18 protein-coding genes and 1 pseudogene are annotated in these 16,992 nt (G+C 51.5%); 11 read left to right on the top strand and 8 right to left on the bottom strand.

All coding sequences use genetic code 11. The features are described 5' to 3' along the window. Positions 1 to 3: 3 nt before the first annotated feature. From GOV80_RS16960 to GOV80_RS16940, 6 genes are read left to right on the top strand one after another with little or no spacing between them, the layout of a single operon-like run. Positions 4 to 1,062, top strand: a complete 1,059-nt coding sequence (locus tag GOV80_RS16960) for a hypothetical protein (protein WP_170786499.1) — start codon at positions 4 to 6, stop codon at positions 1,060 to 1,062. Then, positions 1,055 to 1,219 carry a hypothetical protein gene (locus GOV80_RS16955; RefSeq protein ID WP_170334772.1) on the top strand — a complete coding sequence of 55 codons (165 nt, stop codon included), beginning with the start codon at positions 1,055 to 1,057 and terminating at the stop codon, positions 1,217 to 1,219. The genes GOV80_RS16960 and GOV80_RS16955 overlap by 8 nt, the downstream gene beginning before the upstream one ends. Further along, entirely contained in the window at positions 1,212 to 1,364 is a 153-nt protein-coding gene (locus tag GOV80_RS22260; RefSeq protein ID WP_214648043.1) for a hypothetical protein, read from the top strand. The genes GOV80_RS16955 and GOV80_RS22260 overlap by 8 nt, the downstream gene beginning before the upstream one ends. Next, positions 1,364 to 1,678: a hypothetical protein gene (locus GOV80_RS16950; RefSeq protein ID WP_170786497.1), complete on the top strand. Its 315-nt coding sequence runs from the start codon at positions 1,364 to 1,366 to the stop codon at positions 1,676 to 1,678. Before GOV80_RS22260 ends, GOV80_RS16950 begins: the two co-directional genes overlap by 1 nt. A gap of 20 nt (positions 1,679 to 1,698) precedes the next feature. Next, complete coding sequence (locus tag GOV80_RS16945; protein WP_170782370.1) at positions 1,699 to 1,866, top strand: hypothetical protein; 168 nt, start codon at positions 1,699 to 1,701, stop codon at positions 1,864 to 1,866. 4 nt (positions 1,867 to 1,870) lie between these two features. After that, positions 1,871 to 2,467 carry a hypothetical protein gene (locus tag GOV80_RS16940; RefSeq protein WP_170786494.1) on the top strand — a complete coding sequence of 199 codons (597 nt, stop codon included), beginning with the start codon at positions 1,871 to 1,873 and terminating at the stop codon, positions 2,465 to 2,467. Between the two features lie 241 nt (positions 2,468 to 2,708). On the opposite strand, the gene GOV80_RS22415 is transcribed toward GOV80_RS16940, so the two are convergent. The 5 genes and pseudogenes from GOV80_RS22415 to GOV80_RS16920 form a co-directional block, all read right to left on the bottom strand. Beyond that, on the bottom strand, positions 2,709 to 3,839 hold the full coding sequence (locus tag GOV80_RS22415; protein WP_237215890.1) for a hypothetical protein: 1,131 nt from the start codon (positions 3,837 to 3,839) through the stop codon (positions 2,709 to 2,711). 312 nt (positions 3,840 to 4,151) lie between these two features. Then, a pseudogene (locus tag GOV80_RS22750) lies at positions 4,152 to 4,505 on the bottom strand (TniQ family protein); the annotation flags it as partial. Beyond that, on the bottom strand, positions 4,502 to 5,491 hold the full coding sequence (locus GOV80_RS16930) for a TniB family NTP-binding protein (RefSeq protein WP_170515825.1): 990 nt from the start codon (positions 5,489 to 5,491) through the stop codon (positions 4,502 to 4,504). The pseudogene GOV80_RS22750 and the gene GOV80_RS16930, both read right to left, overlap by 4 nt. After that, on the bottom strand, positions 5,488 to 7,386 hold the full coding sequence (locus tag GOV80_RS22675; protein ID WP_170786490.1) for a Mu transposase C-terminal domain-containing protein: 1,899 nt from the start codon (positions 7,384 to 7,386) through the stop codon (positions 5,488 to 5,490). The genes GOV80_RS16930 and GOV80_RS22675 overlap by 4 nt, the downstream gene beginning before the upstream one ends. Before the next feature lie 56 nt (positions 7,387 to 7,442). Next, the gene (locus GOV80_RS16920) at positions 7,443 to 8,150 is read right to left on the bottom strand and encodes a hypothetical protein (RefSeq protein ID WP_170786488.1); all 708 of its coding nucleotides are present in this window, start codon (positions 8,148 to 8,150) and stop codon (positions 7,443 to 7,445) included. A 75-nt stretch (positions 8,151 to 8,225) separates the two neighbouring features. Here GOV80_RS16920 and GOV80_RS16915 point away from each other — a divergent pair, with 75 nt between their 5' ends. After that, on the top strand, positions 8,226 to 9,053 hold the full coding sequence (locus tag GOV80_RS16915) for a hypothetical protein (RefSeq protein WP_170786486.1): 828 nt from the start codon (positions 8,226 to 8,228) through the stop codon (positions 9,051 to 9,053). A gap of 82 nt (positions 9,054 to 9,135) precedes the next feature. Here the strand turns inward: GOV80_RS16915 and GOV80_RS16910 are convergent, their stop codons facing one another. Next, complete coding sequence (locus tag GOV80_RS16910; RefSeq protein WP_170786485.1) at positions 9,136 to 9,558, bottom strand: DUF3291 domain-containing protein; 423 nt, start codon at positions 9,556 to 9,558, stop codon at positions 9,136 to 9,138. Positions 9,559 to 9,839: 281 nt separating this feature from the next. Here GOV80_RS16910 and GOV80_RS16905 point away from each other — a divergent pair, with 281 nt between their 5' ends. From GOV80_RS16905 to GOV80_RS16895, 3 genes are all read left to right on the top strand, one after another. Continuing rightward, complete coding sequence (locus GOV80_RS16905) at positions 9,840 to 11,486, top strand: arylsulfatase (RefSeq protein ID WP_170786483.1); 1,647 nt, start codon at positions 9,840 to 9,842, stop codon at positions 11,484 to 11,486. A gap of 70 nt (positions 11,487 to 11,556) precedes the next feature. Next, positions 11,557 to 12,555, top strand: coding sequence for an HAD family hydrolase (locus tag GOV80_RS16900; RefSeq protein ID WP_170786482.1), 999 nt, complete (start codon positions 11,557 to 11,559; stop codon positions 12,553 to 12,555). A 130-nt stretch (positions 12,556 to 12,685) separates the two neighbouring features. Further along, the gene (locus tag GOV80_RS16895; RefSeq protein WP_214648042.1) at positions 12,686 to 13,531 is read left to right on the top strand and encodes a hypothetical protein; all 846 of its coding nucleotides are present in this window, start codon (positions 12,686 to 12,688) and stop codon (positions 13,529 to 13,531) included. A gap of 231 nt (positions 13,532 to 13,762) precedes the next feature. Here GOV80_RS16895 and GOV80_RS16890 read toward each other — a convergent pair whose 3' ends face one another. Beyond that, a complete protein-coding gene (locus tag GOV80_RS16890) occupies positions 13,763 to 14,659 on the bottom strand; it encodes a LysR substrate-binding domain-containing protein (protein WP_170786480.1) in 897 nt (298 codons plus the stop codon). Positions 14,660 to 14,763: 104 nt separating this feature from the next. Here GOV80_RS16890 and GOV80_RS16885 point away from each other — a divergent pair, with 104 nt between their 5' ends. Beyond that, complete coding sequence (locus GOV80_RS16885) at positions 14,764 to 15,960, top strand: oxidoreductase (RefSeq protein WP_237215889.1); 1,197 nt, start codon at positions 14,764 to 14,766, stop codon at positions 15,958 to 15,960. A gap of 91 nt (positions 15,961 to 16,051) precedes the next feature. Here GOV80_RS16885 and GOV80_RS16880 read toward each other — a convergent pair whose 3' ends face one another. Continuing rightward, positions 16,052 to 16,981: a DMT family transporter gene (locus GOV80_RS16880; RefSeq protein WP_170786559.1), complete on the bottom strand. Its 930-nt coding sequence runs from the start codon at positions 16,979 to 16,981 to the stop codon at positions 16,052 to 16,054. Positions 16,982 to 16,992: the final 11 nt, after the last annotated feature.

Below are 16,992 nucleotides of genomic sequence, written 5' to 3'. Positions count from 1 at the left end.
CTGATGGATGATGTCGAAAAGAGCTGGAAGGAATTCCGGGGAAAGGTCCGAGGTGTGATCGAGGACCATGGAGCGCCAGATGATCTCCGCTCATTTGACGCCTGGTACGCCGAAGAGATGCGTTTGGTGATGGCGCACAACTACCCAGCTCCGCACGTCTCTGACGTCACATGGTCGACCGAGGGTTTGCATGTCGAGTGTAATGACCTCGAAGTGGTCGACCGTATGATGACTGCTATGGCGGAGGTTTCACACGATCTCAAAGAGGCGCGGGCCTGGAGGTCAGTGATGAGCAGTGTTGTCGACTGGAATGATATTCATGGAAGCGTCTTCAAGCAGCTTGGTGAGTATCGTGCCGGGTGGGCGGAGCAGCTTACGCTTGCACTTGAGAAAGTGAAAAGGTTGATCGACGAGCAGCCCGACCTGTTTGGTGGTGAATACCCGCCCATCGTTCAGATCAAACAGAAATGGGGAGGCTTGCGCGTCTATGAGGGCCAGGGCTGCAACCAGGCTACGAGTGAAGAGATTCAATGGCGTGTCGATCAGATTGAGCAAACCTGTGAAGGTTGTTCTAATTCTGCACAACGCCAGAGCATCCTTGGGTTTGTGACGACGCTTTGCAGCTGGTGCTACAATGATGCTCTGCGGCGGCGATTTGAGGGCGCCGAAGAATCCTGGCCCGACAGCCTGAGGCTGGACATTGTGGAAAACTGTCCAGACCTCGTTTCTCCGGATTGCGCATCTCTTGTTCCTGCTGTCGGAAAGGGCTGGCTCGTCATGATTTCGCAAGCACTCCACAAGCTTTCCTTCAGTCAGGATTTCAGGGCACTGGACCCTGGAACTATTCAGATCTCGGATATTAAGAAAGGCCAGGATGGCCAGATTTCCATCGGTTTCAGTCGATACAACGATCTCATTCAGGAGTACGCTGACTGGATGGAATTTCGATGCGGTGTGACGTGTGAAGAGTGTGGCCACGTTGGTGACATCGTTCGGACAGCCGACAGGTCTCAAGTGCTCTGTTCTCACTGTTACTGTACTCGGGAGAAGTCTGATGGGTGATGACGACGACGTTGAGCTGGATGAACAAACCTTGCGTTTGCTTAGGCTTCGGGAGGCTGAAATTGCGGCCGGTCGAGCAAAACTTACCAAGCCGATTACCTCGGATGAGATCCGGTCGCGAAAGGTGCCTGATCCGAAGGGTAAGCCAGATGAGTGACGAGACTTCAAAAGAGGAAATCCCAATTTTCGTAATCTACGAGACTTTGGTGAACGGCCAACTTCGAGCGATTGAAGTAAAAGAAGTCACTGTAAAACCAAACAAGATCTTAGTCTTGACGATCAGTGTCGAGGATGTTGAGTGATGACAGATGATTTTTCAGAAGAAGAGATCTTCGGGCGCCCGTTACAGGATGTTCCTCTGGATGCCTTGATCCCAGAGTTGCAAGCTCGTCGCAGAGAGGGTCCGGAGGTCTGGCTTGCATTGCGCAAAATGATTCTCGAGCAAATCGCCGATTTTGCACAGCGTCCGGCCGATGCGCCCAAATGGCGGGATGAATGGGTCAAAGAGAACACCTGGGATCTAGTGATTGAAGACCATGATGTCGAGATCACTGATGGTAGCGGCAACGTGTTCGACGACCTCGGGATCGAAGACCCAAGGAAGAAGACTTGGTGATGGGGGCCGAGCATTTCAGCTTGATCTTATCCGCCGTGATCATTGTCGCTTTGACGATCTACGTCAGACACATCGTCCACACTGCTGGAAAAGATCGCGAAGTCGATCCAGAGCGAGTGAAGAAGATCATGCGAGATCTGGACTACAGCCACCTGGACCGGGTGATGAACCTGCGAAGGAAGGGCTAGCGGGATGTTGAAGGTGGTTGTTTACGTCGGTGATCAAGAAGTCGCTCGAGCTGTATCTGAGAACGATTCAGAGCTCTCGGACGTGTCTGATTACAATATTCGAATGAGCGAACGGGCCGCTGAACAGCTGGGCATTCAGGAAAAAGGCCTTGGCGGCCGGATTAAAGGCCACCCTCGAAATCAGACGGTCTGGAGGCTCGTCCGCAAGATCGCAGACCTTTGGCTTGCGGGGACCGGCGCGGGCGAAGAAAGCGTTGAGGCAGAACTGCTGCCGATGATCCGCAAGTCAATCCGCGAACTAGATGAGAGGGTCGAAAAGGAAACGAACCAAAGCGAAGATTGGAATGCTGTGATCAAGCAGATTTCTGATGACGAGCCGTATTCCCTAGGCTTCTACGCTGACAAATTTGAGTCGTGGACAGCGGACGAGATTGAAGCTCTTCGATGTGATGTGGTTGAGACAGCCACAGAGGAAGAACTAATGGCCGAGGTCGAACGCCGGCGAAGAGCTGGTCTACTGCCCAAGGAGGCCTCGAATGATGGCTTCTCAGATATGGTTGATGATCTCTGGGGCAAACTCGATACAGACCCAGACCGCTAGTACAGCGTACCTGCCGCCCTTAACCAATATTTGACATAAGAAGTCTATGGCGACTGTCGTCGTAGTAGTGCGTGCTTCTTCTAAGCGCCTCTCCTGCTAGGAACCAAAGCGCCACGGATAAGCATTTCCCCAGCACTGCTCTGCGGAACTATGTACCACCAGTCTCTACTATGAGCATGGTTGAACCTGCAATTGGACAGCGCATTTCAGTGGTGTTCTTTTCGGATGGTGCAGGCGAGCACTAGGCGGCCTCAGACAGCAGCGAAGCCAGGTCACTTAGTTTTACTAGGTGCCCTCGCGTCGTCTTGCCTTCAATTTGCGCGCCATGTGTCTCAATCCCTTTGCTCTCAAAATCGGACAGTAGCTTTCGGGATGTTGTACCTCTTGACCTCGCCAGTGTCGCGACGGGCATGTACTCGCTTTGAAAGATCACAAGCTGCTGTGGTCTGACCAAGAAAGACTCGCTTGGGCCGTGCGGAACTTTGCGAGATCCGAGCAGGCCCAGCTTGCACCAATGTGTCACCGCCTGAGCCTTCCAACCCGTTAACTTCGCGACATCATTTGCAGTCCAGTCCAACGAGTGCCGCTCAGATCGCAGAACCTTTTCGACGTCCGATTTCTGGAACCTGAAATCACCGAGTAGGACATCCTGATCTTCCAATTCAGCAGCGATAGAACCTTCACAAATGAGACGAATGAGCTTCTTCAGCGCCGTCTTGTCAGTTGTTCGATTAAGCGTAAGCTCTTTGAACAAAACTGCCTCTCCCGTCAATTCAGTGGCCGATGCTCTAATCTTAAAGACAAGTTCCTCTACCGAATTCGAGTGGAACCGGCCATCCACGAGCGGTGGCCGATCTGAAACTGGGACTTCGCCGACCACACCAAGTTCTTTGAGAAATTGGAATTGTGTACGTCCAACTCCCAGATAGTCACATGTTTCTGCCGCGCTCCAGAAGCGCCGACGATCTACTGCAATGTTGAGAACTTCGAACCTGGGAACGACTGTTTGATTATGTCCAAATCCGCGTTGACTGATCTTACCAGCGATCTCTTTTTTCTGGACTGCCGCAACGAGACGCTGTGCAGAAATTCCGAGTTGTCGCGCCGCTTCCGTTGCGGGCAACCACTCTCTCGATGAAGTAGTCGCCAAATGACCCGGATGGAAGCCACTGAATTCTCTCTCGATCACACGTGCCACTGCGTCCTTAAACACATCGTATTCCGGTTCTCGAAACCGCATTAGGCGCTGATACCAGTTGCCCAGCCGCTCAGGAGCAGAAGTTGCATCGGGATCACCTTCATGCAGCAGCTTTTTCACATAATTTTCGAAACCATGCGGCCAGTTTGCCAAAAGGGATTCGACCGGCGCCATTAGTCGAACCGCGTCTTCAACGGTCTTCGGAATTTTCGTTTTTCCGAACTTACCCGTACGGCTAGCTTGAAACCCAGAGGCTAGGAAATGAACGAATTTACCGATGTTGCTCGGGGGTCTGGTTCTGGTTTCGGCATGTGGGATCAATGGACCGGTGCCTGAGATTGCGGATGCTACATCGCACTCGTGCTCTGAAGCTTGATAGCGTGGCAGGTTATCAAGAGGAAATCCACAACTGCACAATCGATAGCCACCCACCTGTGGTGTCAATCTCTCCGAACAATTTGGACAAACGTCAACCAGCCTCAATCGATGTTCATGACATGCAGTTACCAGGGAGTGCCGCCATAGCGCTTGATATGGTTTCTTTTCCGCGAGGCATTGTGGGCAAACTGGGTCAGAGTGAAGACGTTCGTATTGCCAGTCTCTACTAGGATCTTTCGGTGGCGAGCTAGGTGCGAGACGTTCAAGTGTCCCGGGCGGGACCCTCAACTCCTCTTCAATTGCGGCGATATCATCAACCAATTGACGCCCGTATCGATTGCCAAGTTCTGCCAAAAAATCCGACGTGAAGTAGTGTGCTTTTGCTCGCCCTAAACGCCTAATATAGCCCAACAGGCTTTCTGAATTTTTTGGTCTCAGAAAGTCAGAGCGTCTCGATGTCATGCGGCCTCTAACGCTTCAAGGTCAATGAGTGACTCTGGGGTCACATCCAAGCCAGCGTCCTGCATGACATGGATGTAGGATCGAACAAGGTCGATTTTCTGAGGTGCTTCCTCCCCAAAAAAGTAACCAGCGTTTAGGCTCTTTTGCGTCAACTGAATTGCGCTGTCCGAGATAATCTTGGATGTCAGCGTCGTCGACTTCATCTTGAGCGCGGCCACTTGGAGGATGCGCACAAGCATTCCAACGCGACCTCCAGTTACGCCGTACAATCTGACCACCAGTTCTTCGAAATCAAAGTCAAACTGGCCACCGGCGGCTTGCATGTTGCATAGAGCTTCAGAGAACGCTGCGGCAAAGCTTGTAGCATCGGCGCCACTCGACCAAGCATACGGAAACAGCTCGATAGTCGACAGCGTTCTGTCCCTCAATTGCTCGTTTTCATCAATGAGCCCCTGAAACTTAGGCAAACCGGCGAGGATCAACGTGACCCCTGTTTGATCGATTAGCCATTTGAAATGGTCGGTTGCGCCACGTTTTGACAGATGAGCACCTCGTTCGGCGCAATGGCTACATTCATCCAACGCGATTGTGCGAATACCTTTTTCACGCACAGCGAAGCACAGACGGGCCTGTAAATCATGCGCGCTTTGGGTTGGTCCGGCTTTGACCCCAACGGCTTCCAGCATCGCTGTAAGCAGTGTCTTGCTGTTTGGTTTGGTCGGAATACTTCCGATGACAAAATCACTTGCTCCGCTCAAACCAGAATACTCAAGCAGGTCGCTACTGAGATCTGGTCGCTTGCCGAGTTCAACTTGAACGTCATTCAAGAGTTGCGTCTTTCCGCAGCGTGTAGGTCCGGACAAGAAAACTGCGGCGCCGTTTAACTTGCGAGAGATGGAGACGGCTTCAACCAATTTGTCTTTGGCAACCAAATAGCTCGGATGTTCAATTGTCTGGTTCAGAACTTCAAACACTCGCTCTGTCATTGCGGGCACCCTCCTTTAGAGACAAAACTTGGCAGTTTGTTGGGCAGATCAAACTCAGGTTTTTCCACCCTGTACGCGGGCTCTGAATGACCGTGCTTATCCATGACTTTCTTGGATTGGGCGAAGATTTCCTGTCTTCGCTCCTCTTTGGCGGCCTTCTCCCGAGACTTTGCGGTCTTTGTCCTTGCCTTTGGTTCTTCTTCGTAGAGGTGCAGAGCCATCGCAGCGATCAGCGCCTTTTCTTGAAGCTCTTCGTCTTCCGGGGTGAAGGTTTGCTTTCGCAGCCTCGCCAACTCATCGAAGGATAGAGCCGGGCACTCTTCATACTTTGCGGGTACGAAGAAATGCTCATTATTCAGGCGATCCAAAACCGCAATTTCTCGAATGTCATTCGGGTCAACGCGGATATCGACTGTCGTGGGTACACCGACCATTTTCAAGTAGTTGGCGAGTTCAGCGCTATGGTATGTCACTCCTCCGTAGGAGATACCGTACCGTTGCACAGTTCTCGTCGCAGCCTGAACCATAAACATCTCTCTGAGTTCGTGGGGATCTGGGGGCATTGGTACAAAACAGTCTTTGGAAGTCCTACGCCAAGATTGCATCGGAGATTCCAGTCTTCGGAGCACGTGTTGTACGCGTCGCCTGGGCATGCGTAAGTACACATCGTAGCGCCATTTTTGCAGTCGCGTTTCAATCTCTTGCAAAGTTAGGCGGGCCTCTTTTTGTGCCTTGTCCGTCCGATCTCTCGGGCCGATGAGGGACGTTTGCGAAGCACCAGGGAATTGAGTGACAAACCGGCTCAGCTCCAAGAAGAAACGTTCGATGAACGGTTTTTTATCCGGTCGACCTGGGATCATCTTGCGCCATTCCAGGCTCGAACAATCGATGATCGTATGGAAGACGTCACCGCTGTTTTCGGTGCCCTGGTCTGTAATCAACAGCTGAGGCGTCCCGAATGTCTGAAAATCGTTCTCGACACCGTGCATCATGAAAAATGCTGGTGTTTTGGGCTCCAAGATTTCCTTTACAGTTCGAGAAACCAATGCAGTGTCGGGACGGCTCCAACTGAGTTGCATCCCAAGAATAACACCGGTTGCGCAGTCGATTGCTACGCAAATGTGGGGGCGGCCAATTGGGGTTCCGTCATCATCGACGCACCAAACATCGAGCGTGGTGCAATCCAATTCTACCCTTTCGAGCGGGGTGGATACTCTTTGGTACTCCAGCGCCATTAGATAGCGCCTGTTTGCCTCTTCGTCCCCCAGTCGCCGTTTTAAAAGTCCGGCATGTGGCAGGCTGTAAACAATTGCTTCAACACACTTTCTTCCGCAGGGACCGGGCACCTTGCCTTCGGATTCGCATTGCCTTCGGTACAGCCGCTTGGCTTGCCGGGCAATCCAAGTGATAGTTTTTAGGTCGTTGTTAAGAAAATGTTCTTCCAAAAGATCCAAAACGACCTCCCGGAACTCCGCGTTATACCTCGGAGTACGATTGCCGGAATTACGTGTCTTGGATCGTAGACCTGCTTTTCCTGAAAGTAGGTACTGCGTGCGCCAATTCTGAATGGTCCTTACAGTCGGAAAAGGTTTCTTCCGATGTACATGAAGCGGATGCGCAGCGAACTCATCTGCCAATTTGTCTCTAATCTTAGCCCACGAGTATCCTTGTCTTTGTAGTTCAATTACTCTGACAAGGATCAGTTCTCGAAAGCACGTTTCGTTGTTTTCCTCTGGTGTACCCAGTCTTTTGGAAGTCGTACCATGAAGATGCGGGCTGCTTACCACACCGAGAGAATAAAGCGTCCTGAATTCTTCATTGGTAATTTCTTTGTATGTCCCTTGTTCATCCTGAAGCAAAACGTGGTCTCTTTGATGACCAAACTCCTTGACCACGAAAGCTTCCGTTCCGATGAGAACATTCCATCCGACATAGTTGGGGCCTTGCTGCGTCACAGTGGAAAGATCTCCAGATGAGACTTTTGGCCGTAGGCTAACTGTCCAACAGATTTGGGTCGGAGCATGCCTGCTCTAAGATCAACTGAGATGTGGCCCAATACGATTGAACTTAGTACATCGATCTGGCTACAACCCAGTTCTTGCAGGAGAAATTCCAACCGGAACGTTTGTGCTTCAATTGAAGACAGTTTGCGAAGGAACTCATCAGTCGGAGACCTCTGAATGTAGGGATGCAGAGATCGGATATTGTGCACCAAATCTCTGGCAAGAAATTGATCGGTGAGGATCAGAAGCTCTAAACCGAGGCTTCTAAAGATGTTTGGCAGTAGCAACGTGCTCTCATTGTGCTTCAACAATCTAGAGTGTCGCACTTCCACAAAGAGCTTCCGGCCATCAAAACAGATGACTTCAAAATCAGGGGTGTAAGGTTTTGGTTTGTATCCCGTTCCCTTGAACTTGGTGATGAGCTCCGCTTTTGTTGGATAAACACGACCTGATTTCAGATCGAAAGTGCAGGGTTGCGGCCTGATAGCTTTAACCTTCGGATGCAGGTCGCAACCAAATGCAAAACTTGCCTCCAATCCACTTTCAGTCTGGATCACGCCCTGTGCTTTTCTTGCGGACAAGAAATGGGACTTCTTTTTTTGCCCTCTTCGCCAAGCTTGGCGCGCGGGAATTTCTGCTCTACTGTCGATTTTCATAGGGTTCTCCCTACAATATCAGCGCCGCACACTGCAATTTATTATTGGCGTATAACAATAATGGTGAAATAACCGATGCGAAAAAGCAACGGCCTCGAAGACGTGGCAAAAAGAGAAAATTGGATAGACTTTGGTGAGGCCCTAGCAGAAGCGGTCGAAGACCCAATAAAATATGACCTTCGCTCGTCTTCGGAGGTTCTAAATTCGGTAGCGGAACTAAGAGGGAAGCGGGCTCATACCCTGAGAAACCCACTCGAAGCATACAAGTGGTTAAAAAAGAGATTTCCTGACGTAGAAAAAGAGAGACCAGCTTGGCTAGGTATGACCCTGGTCATGTTTTTGATGAAAATAGAAGAACTAGATCCGACTACTGCTGAAAGGCTCGCGCCTCAGGTCTTCGGCGGACAAATGAGACAAGTCGAGTTAAAGGCCGAGTTCGACCGGCTCCGACAGGAGCGAGCAGAAAAACACTCGGAAGCAAATCTTTCAAGATTATCATCTCCTCAACGCGCGCAAATTTTTGACCAAACTGTTTTCTCGTTCCTCAAGCAATATGGACCCAAGATGTTTGGATCCGAGAACGCCTTACTCAAAGACGGAAGAAGCCTGGGTTCGCTTTATCCAGACTACGTCATTGAAGTTGACGGAAAGCGCAAAGTAGCAGTCGAAATAAAAGCGCACAGGACAAGAGTAGAAAGACAGTTCACCTTAAATACGCTTGGCTATCTTTGGCTCCTTAGGAGGCTTGTACCCGAGGCTCTGTTGGTCGTTCCTCAAGACTCCGGCTACGACCTGAAACAGTTGGCAAAGCTCAGAGATGAAATCGGTCTTGATGGAATTCGTTTTGCGACATTACCGGAAGCTGGAGCCAACAGTTTTGAAGACTTAGTGGTTCAGGAGTAAGTACAAGTATCAAAGGGTAGTTGAGCTAGCTTGTAGTCGCTGAGCTGCTTACCTAGCAACCATATCTCTACCTGTTGCAAAGTCATAAGCCTCCGGACTTGGCCCATCTGTTCTCAACCGAAGAAGTCTTTTTTCCTTCCGTCAGGCTCGGAATATGGCCAGCCTGGATCGGCCAGATGACATAGCTTGGCTCACCAACATGCTCAAACCACTCCATTCGGCGATCTAGAAACTGACCATGGATAGTCCTGTGAACAAAATGCTCCAAGTCTGCAAAGCTCTGCCAGGTCGATAGTGTCGCCAGTGCGACGTGTGGCCGACCAAACAATGGACCTGTGTCGTTCTCTGGGAGATCGTAACCCACTCCTTGAAGGCGCCAGATAAAACCTTCGGATCGATCTGCGACAGCGTTCAGACGATCCGAGTTGTCCTCGAAACCAGCAATACGGGGATCTCCTGGCGGGTGCAGCAAGTACCCCATATTCATTTGTGCAATTTGTTTCACAAAACAACTCCACCGCTGAAATTGGCTTCAACAGTCACCAGCAGCTCTTACTATGTCCAGTGATTTTAATCTGTGGCCTACAAACCGGCACGCAGGGTCAATACCGACACTGATCGCTAAATACGTTCTTTACGGCTTGTTCGTTTATCAAACAGCGGCCCAAAACGGACATTGAAATTCGAGCGTCAGAAATCCGGCTGTTCGGACTGCGTGTGCAGCTATGATACGCTTCCAGACATCCAAATATTAAAATATGATTCGATGCCTAGGGAGGAATACTTATGCCGAGGTTAATGCTGCCGGCAGCACTTGCTGCCGCAATTACTGTTACGATCTCTACCCCCACCAAAGCACAAGACTTTGATCCGTCATCGCTTTCGACTTTTGGATCGAAGCCTAACATAATTCTTATTGTCTCTGATGATACCGGTTACTGGGATCTGGGCGCCTATCATGGAGGCGCCGCCCGTGGAATGGATACCCCAAACCTTGACCAATTGGCCAAGGACGGAATGATGTTCACGGATTTCTACGCGCAGTCTTCATGCACACCGGGTCGTGCGGCAATGCAGACCGGCCGCTACCCAAATCGTTCAGGCATGACTACGGTTGCATTTCAGGGTCAGGGTGGAGGGCTGCCTGCCGCAGAGTGGACACTCGCCTCGGTTCTGAAGCAAGCCGACTACAACACATACTTTATGGGAAAGTGGCATCTGGGAGAGTCTGATTACGCTCTGCCAATAGCGCATGGTTATGACAAGATGGAGAACACCTTTCTCTATCACCTCAACGCCTACACCTATGCGCTGCCGGACTGGCACGTTCAGATGACGGATGAGCAACGGGAATTCTTCAAACAATCCACTACCGGTGTGTTTGAGGGTGAGGCGGGAAGCCCCGCGACTGAGGTGCTGACAATAGACGATATGACAACAGCGGATTTGGCCAAGCTGGATGCGGTTGGTGCTGAAAAAGCAGTTGCAGAGCTGGAACGGCTGGCCGGGCTCGAACAGCCTTTCTTTATGTCGATCAACTGGGCCGCCAACCACCAACCAAATCTTCCGTCCCCTGATTTCGAAGGGAAATCCGCGGTCAAAAACAAGTACGGCGACAAGGTTGTGGAACTTGATCATCATACCGGACAGATTCTGAACAAGGTCAAGGACCTTGGCATCGAAGAGAACACTCTTGTTATCTACACGGTGGACAATGGGGCCTGGCAGGATGTTCATCCAGATGCTGGTATGACACCTTTCCGCGGAACCAAAGGAACTGATCGTGAAGGCGCTTACCGTGTGCCGTTCTTCGCCAAATGGACCGGTAAAATCGAGCCCGGCTCCAAGTCTCATGACATCGCGGGCGGGACTGATCTAATGGCTACATTTGCTCACCTGGCTGGTGTTCAGTTGCCTGAAAACGACCGGGATGGCCAACCCACTATCTTCGACAGTATCGATATGGCACCAATCCTCTTTGGTGAGGCTGACCCGCAGCGAAATAGCTGGGCCTATTTCACCGAAAATGAACTCGCCCCGGGCGCGGTGCGGGTCGGGCCTTGGAAGGCTGTGTTCAACATCAGAGGCGATAACGGAGCACGGGCGGGGTCTGAGGCTCCGGCTGCCGAGTTGGGATGGCGTGGCCCTCAGAAGTACGTCGCGACCGTGCCGCAGGTTTTTAACCTTTGGGAAGACCCGATGGAGCGCTACGACATCTTCATGACAACCGGTCGTGAGAACACTTGGACTGTTCCTACGCTGATGGGTGAGCTGGAGCGGGTGGTCAAAACCTACATCGAATATCCACCGCGCCCGGTTCAAAGCGAGTCTTATTCCGGTCCAATTACTCTGAGCGAATACCACCGGTTTGAAGTCGTACGCGACCAACTAAACAAGCAAGGCTTCAAGATTGGTCTGCCAACAGGAAACTAAAAAAATAGTACGGGGCGCATCGTTCGTCCCGTACTCGCAAGACAACAGAAGCTACTTTTCGGAGTTTCGGATGAAGACGCGTTCTCGTAACCCAGTCTATGTATTTGTTTTTGTTTCAGCGCTTGCGGCTGCTTTTTGTTCGAAAACGATTGCCGAACCACTTGCATCGTGGAACGACGCGGGCGCCAAACAGGCAATAGTCTCGTTTATTAAAAAGACAACTGAACCGACCTCTGACACATTCGTCCCTGCGGAACAGCGCTTTGCCGTCTTTGACAATGACGGAACGCTATGGACCGAAAAACCAATGTATATACATGCATATGGAATCTTTTCGGAAATCAAACGACAAATTGAGGCCGATGAAACGCTGACGAAACGCGAGCCGTGGAAGTCGGTGGCCGAAAAAGATGCTTCCTATTTTGAACAACTTTATAGCAATTCTGAGTATGAAAGTCTGGCCAGCCAGTTGTTTGCTGCCCCTTTTGGCGGAATGTCTGCTGAAACCTATGCCAGTTGGGCGAAAGATTTCACAGCGAACTTCAAGCACCCGGAACTCGGCGTTGGCATAGAGGGTCTGATCTACCAACCGATGTTGGAATTGATACGCTATTTAGAGGCCAACGAGTTCCTCGTTTACATTATCACCGCTGATGAGGGTGCATTCTTAAGGGTTGTCGCCGAGGACCTTTACGGCATTCCCCCAGAGCGCGTGTTCGGCACCTCCGTGCGAGAAGAATTCGTAATCGAAAACGGCGAGCCGCAGTTTGTACGAACCTATCACGTCGATCACTTGAACAACTGGGACGGAAAACCTCGCCTGATCAAAAAGGTTATCGGCCGCACACCCATATTTGCAGCGGGAAACTCAAACGGTGATCAACAGATGCTGCAAAACACAGCTTTGGGCGGTGGAATGTCCATACTGGTGCATCACACCGACGCAGATCGGGAGTTCGCCTATGACAAACACACTGACAAAGTGATGCCGCTTGCGTCTCAGGAAGGTTGGGTGGTGGTGGATATGGCAAAGGATTGGAACAAGATCCGGGCAGACGGGTCGGAATGATCCTATTGACTAGCCCTGAAGTAAACTCGCAAGGCGCTCTTTGTTGCCTCAATCGTATGTCGCCAACCCGCGTAGTCGCCCGATTACGCAGTTCATAGTGATGATGTTGACTTCGCCAAGGAGAAGCAAATTGGGCACTACCCCGAAGATGCCTTCCACAACTTTAGCTTCGACCCGAGATTTACTGAACGGGTTTTGCATAAGTTTTTTCATCGTTCTGGGCGTGTCAACAGCACCAGGTAACCGAGTAGCGGCACAAGAGAACGACGCGGCATCAGCCGCAGCCCAAGCGAATAATCCCCTGGCAAACTTCAAGGCCATCAATGTGCAAAACTACTACATAGGCGATATTTCAGGAACGGATCAGACAGGTAACCAGTTTTGGCTAAGATATGCGCAACCGGTGAGTTTGGGGGGATCCAATTGGATTTTGAGGGCTTCTCTACCCGTCAATTCATTCCCCGGGCCGGACGAAAAATCGACAGGTGTTGGTGACCTAAATGTGTTTGCTGCTTACCTGATCAATACCGGAAATCCGGCGTTAAGCTTTGGTGTCGGCCCACAATTAACAGCTCCGACTGGCTCGACAGACGGGTCGGGATCAAAGAAATGGTCAGCTGGCATTGCAAATGTGTTGTTCAATGCGTCGTCTCCGAAGTTCCAATACGGTTACCTGCTCACGTGGCAAGCAAGTTTTGCAGGTGACAGTGATGCAAAAGACGTGAATATCGGAGCTTTTCAACCGTTCCTGTTCTATCAACTCGGCGGAGGAACATACTTAAGGTCGGCTCCGATAATGACATACGACTTCGAAACAGACAGCTATAATGTGCCAATCGGCTTAGGTGTTGGGCAAGTTTTTGGCAAGAAAGAGATCACCTACAACGTCTTTGTCGAACCGCAGTACTCCGTCGCGAGCAGAGGTTCTGGGCAAGCAAAGTGGCAGATTTTCGCAGGCTTTAATACGCAGTTTTGAAGCCCATGATTTTTTTCAACTGCGTCCAAGCCGTCCGCTTTGGGCTCTCTCCAGCCGTTCTCTGCGCTATTGAAGAGCGGTTGGTGGCATCCCGTGGAGGACATTCCCGATCCGAGTGCCGGGCCGAGAGCAATCTTCCACTGCGCATGTCACCGATGTCCGATCCTAAGTATGTAGGATCCGCCGTCGTGCAGACTTCGCCAGATGCTGAAGTACAGCACATTCCGCCGCTCAATTTGATCCGACCTTAGCGAAACGGTCTGCCAGGAAGTCAATAAAAGTGCGCACCCTATGCGGCAAAAAATTCGTCTCCGGGCGCAGAACGAAAACGCCGCCGCCGGAGTCCAACGCTAAGTAATCCTCTAGCAAAGGCATCAGGCGCCCGTTCAGAAGATCGTTTGACGTGAGGAACTCTGGCAGCCAGGCGATGCCACGTCCGGCGCAACATGCCGCATGAAGTGCTTCGAGGCTGTTGCATGAGAATCCACTACCAAGCCGAGAATGGCCACCTTGATGTTGGGTAAATCCCCAATCCGAAATTTGCCTTTCATGCCCCAGACGCAGACATCTATGCGCCGAAAGATCTTCGGGCCTTTCAGGGAAACCGTGCTGTTCAAGATACGCAGGCGCTGCGCATGGGACTCGTGGATTGCTCATCAGCTTACGGGCGACAAGGGAAGAGTCGGGTAAGACGCCACTGCGAACGCCCAGATCAAAGCCATCGCCGATCAGGTCGATGACTTTATCCGTCAATAGTAACTCAATCTCGACTTCCGGGTAGCGCTCCATGAATTCAATGACCATAGGCACGACGTGTAGGCGACCAAGTGCGGCCGAACTTGTCAGGCGTATCGTGCCACGCAAGGTATAGGCATCATCGGAAATATCCTCTTCCAGCGCTGTCAGACGGGCAAAAAGGTCCCGTGCTTCTTCTACATATCGTCGGCCTGCATCGGTCAAAGCCATGCGCCGGGTCGAGCGGACAAGAAGCGGCACCTTCAACCGCTCCTCCAGCTGATGCACCCTCTTGCCAACGGCAGACGGGGTATACCCCATTGCTCTGGCTGCGGCAGAGAAACTACCGTGATCAACAACGGCCAGGAGGATTTCCAGCTCTGTTTTCTGCACTACTTGATCCTAAAACTATCAAAATCTGATCTAGGATACCCAATAAACATCCGATGTCATCCGGGGTATCTCAAATTTTGATAGATACCCCAAGGAGGCATGCTTTGCGTACCGCACCGAGCCCAACCCTCTTCACGCCGCTGACGCTTCCAAACGGACGCGTTCTGAAGAATCGCATCATCAAGTCGGCCATGTCGGATTCCTTGGGGGATGGCCAGGGCAACCCGACCTTGGCACAGATGCGGCTTTATGAACGTTGGGCCGAAGGTGGCGTGGCAGCTTCGATCATAGGGGAAGTTCAAGGTGATCCAAGTTACCCAGAGAAACCTGGCAATCTGGTTCTGGATGAAAAGGCCAATGAGGCGTCGTATCGCGAACTCGCTCGACGCGGCTCAGCAAATGGAGCGCAACTCTGGTTGCAACTCGGACACGCTGGGGCACTAACGCATCTGCCTATCGGCGAACCCAAGGGGCCAAGCGAAATTGAATTCCCTGATTTCCGTAGCAAAGCCATGTCCTTTGCCGAGATCCAAGCGGTTCCGGGTTGTTTTGCCAAAACTGCGTTGCGTTCGGTCGAGTTGGGCTTTGGCGGAGTGCAAATTCATGCCGCACATGGATTTCTTCTGAGCCAGTTTCTATCCCCACTCTTCAATCATCGAACGGATGCCTACGGTGGTTCAATTCAGGCGCGAATGCGATTGCTAATCGAAACGGTTGAAGCCGTCAGAGCGGTGGTTCCGTCCGACTTTGTGGTTGCGGTAAAACTCAATGCAACCGATCAGCTTGATGGAGGTCTGGTTGAGGAGGAGGCCCTTAAGATTGTAGCTGAACTTGAGGGGAAGGGTGTTGACCTTTTGGACATCAGCGGAGGCACCTATTTTCCTGGTGCGCCTTCCAGTTCAGACCGTTCAAGCAAAGGTCCTTACTATGTCGAGTTTGCCCAAGCCGCGCGTCAACTGACGTCAATCCCCCTTATGGCTACAGGCGGATTCAAAAGGAAGGAGGAGGCCGAGGCAGCCATTCTTTCGAGGGCTGTGGATGCGGCAGGACTGGCGCGCGGCCTTGTTCTTGATCCGTCCCTGCCCGCCTCATGGCAAGCAGGAGAAAGAGATCCCGTCTTTCCTCGCTTTGCCACTTTGCCACCAGGAGGCATGACAGCTTGGTTCACCATGCGCATGACAGATCTTGGCGAAGATCGAGAGGATCTGGTGGATAGGGAGATCAGCGAAGCTCTGGCCGAATACGAAAAGCGCGATGAGCTGCGCGTTTCAATTTGGAAGAACAGGAATTTAGTCTCCTGAAAACTTATCGGCCCCAATCCTAAGCTCCACCATATCGGCAGCTGGACTAGTGTATGATGCGTATTTGTAAAGGCCGCGATTGCGTGTGGACTTAGATTGGAGGTGCTGGGCGCTCTGTGACCAACTGTCTGGCTACCACCCTTTCTCGATGTATCATGTACAGCCCTGCACCGATGATGATGCCAATACCAATCAGGCTAAGCATGTTCGGAAAGTCATTGAAAACAAGATAGCCGAACAGGGTCGCTACGGGCAGCTCAAAGTACTGGAGAGGAGCCAGTGTGGCAGAAGGGGCAAAGGAAAGCGCATATGTCATCATCATATGGCTCACGGTCGCAAAAAAACCAGCTCCGAAAAGCCACAACAACGCGACGTCTGTCGGCCAAACGGGATCGAACAGCTCAGAGCCAGAACCTTGCGCAACTATTAAGGTTGGAACACAAAACAAGCTCGCAATTAGGCCAGTGTGGAATTGAAGCGCCACGGGGTGCATCCGACGCGACAATCCCCGCGTCACAAGAATGTAGAAAGCGAAAGCGACTGCCGTACCAAGCGGAATTAGCGCGACGGCGCCAAAAGCCGCGAAACTAGGTTGGATGACGAACAAAACACCAACAAACCCCACAAGAGCTGCCCCGACACGACGAGAGCCGACATCTTCACCAAGATAAAACTTACCGACCAACAGGACAATAAACGGCGCTACAAACACAATTGCCAACGCATCGGCAAGAGGCATTACTCGGATTGCCGCAATGAAGCAAAAGGTCGCGAACAGTAAGAGTAAAGAACGGAATACAAGTACCAGCAATTCACCGCGCGCCACACGTAGTGAAAGTCCCATCATCCAGACAAACGGTGACATCAGCGCGCACTGCACCACAAAGCGAGCAGCTGTTATCTGCCCAACTGGCACGCTGGCCGATGCGAGTTTTGCAGCTACATCCAGCAAGGGAGCAGTCAGGCAAAACCCAAGCATCAGCGCTACGCCAGCAAGGGTGCGATCCGTAGATTGAGGCATGGAATCAGCGG

Source organism: Ruegeria lacuscaerulensis, assembly GCF_013034685.1.
GTDB lineage: Bacteria > Pseudomonadota > Alphaproteobacteria > Rhodobacterales > Rhodobacteraceae > Ruegeria > Ruegeria lacuscaerulensis_B.
This window is presented reverse-complemented; position numbering and strand designations above follow the sequence as displayed.

Excerpts from the sequence above, each read along its gene's own strand:
- GOV80_RS16905 (WP_170786483.1), top strand. The coding sequence starts at position 9,840 with ATGCCGAGGTTAATGCTGCCGGCAGCACTTGCTGCCGCAATTACTGTT.
- GOV80_RS22415 (WP_237215890.1), bottom strand. The coding sequence starts at position 3,839 with ATGGCGCCGGTCGAATCCCTTTTGGCAAACTGGCCGCATGGTTTCGAA.
- GOV80_RS16960 (WP_170786499.1), top strand. The coding sequence starts at position 4 with ATGGATGATGTCGAAAAGAGCTGGAAGGAATTCCGGGGAAAGGTCCGA.
- GOV80_RS16950 (WP_170786497.1), top strand. The coding sequence starts at position 1,364 with ATGACAGATGATTTTTCAGAAGAAGAGATCTTCGGGCGCCCGTTACAG.
- GOV80_RS16880 (WP_170786559.1), bottom strand. The coding sequence starts at position 16,981 with ATGCCTCAATCTACGGATCGCACCCTTGCTGGCGTAGCGCTGATGCTT.
- GOV80_RS16920 (WP_170786488.1), bottom strand. The coding sequence starts at position 8,150 with ATGAAAATCGACAGTAGAGCAGAAATTCCCGCGCGCCAAGCTTGGCGA.
- GOV80_RS16940 (WP_170786494.1), top strand. The coding sequence starts at position 1,871 with ATGTTGAAGGTGGTTGTTTACGTCGGTGATCAAGAAGTCGCTCGAGCT.
- GOV80_RS16930 (WP_170515825.1), bottom strand. The coding sequence starts at position 5,491 with ATGACAGAGCGAGTGTTTGAAGTTCTGAACCAGACAATTGAACATCCG.
- GOV80_RS16900 (WP_170786482.1), top strand. The coding sequence starts at position 11,557 with ATGAAGACGCGTTCTCGTAACCCAGTCTATGTATTTGTTTTTGTTTCA.
- GOV80_RS16955 (WP_170334772.1), top strand. The coding sequence starts at position 1,055 with ATGGGTGATGACGACGACGTTGAGCTGGATGAACAAACCTTGCGTTTG.
- GOV80_RS22260 (WP_214648043.1), top strand. The coding sequence starts at position 1,212 with ATGAGTGACGAGACTTCAAAAGAGGAAATCCCAATTTTCGTAATCTAC.
- GOV80_RS16915 (WP_170786486.1), top strand. The coding sequence starts at position 8,226 with ATGCGAAAAAGCAACGGCCTCGAAGACGTGGCAAAAAGAGAAAATTGG.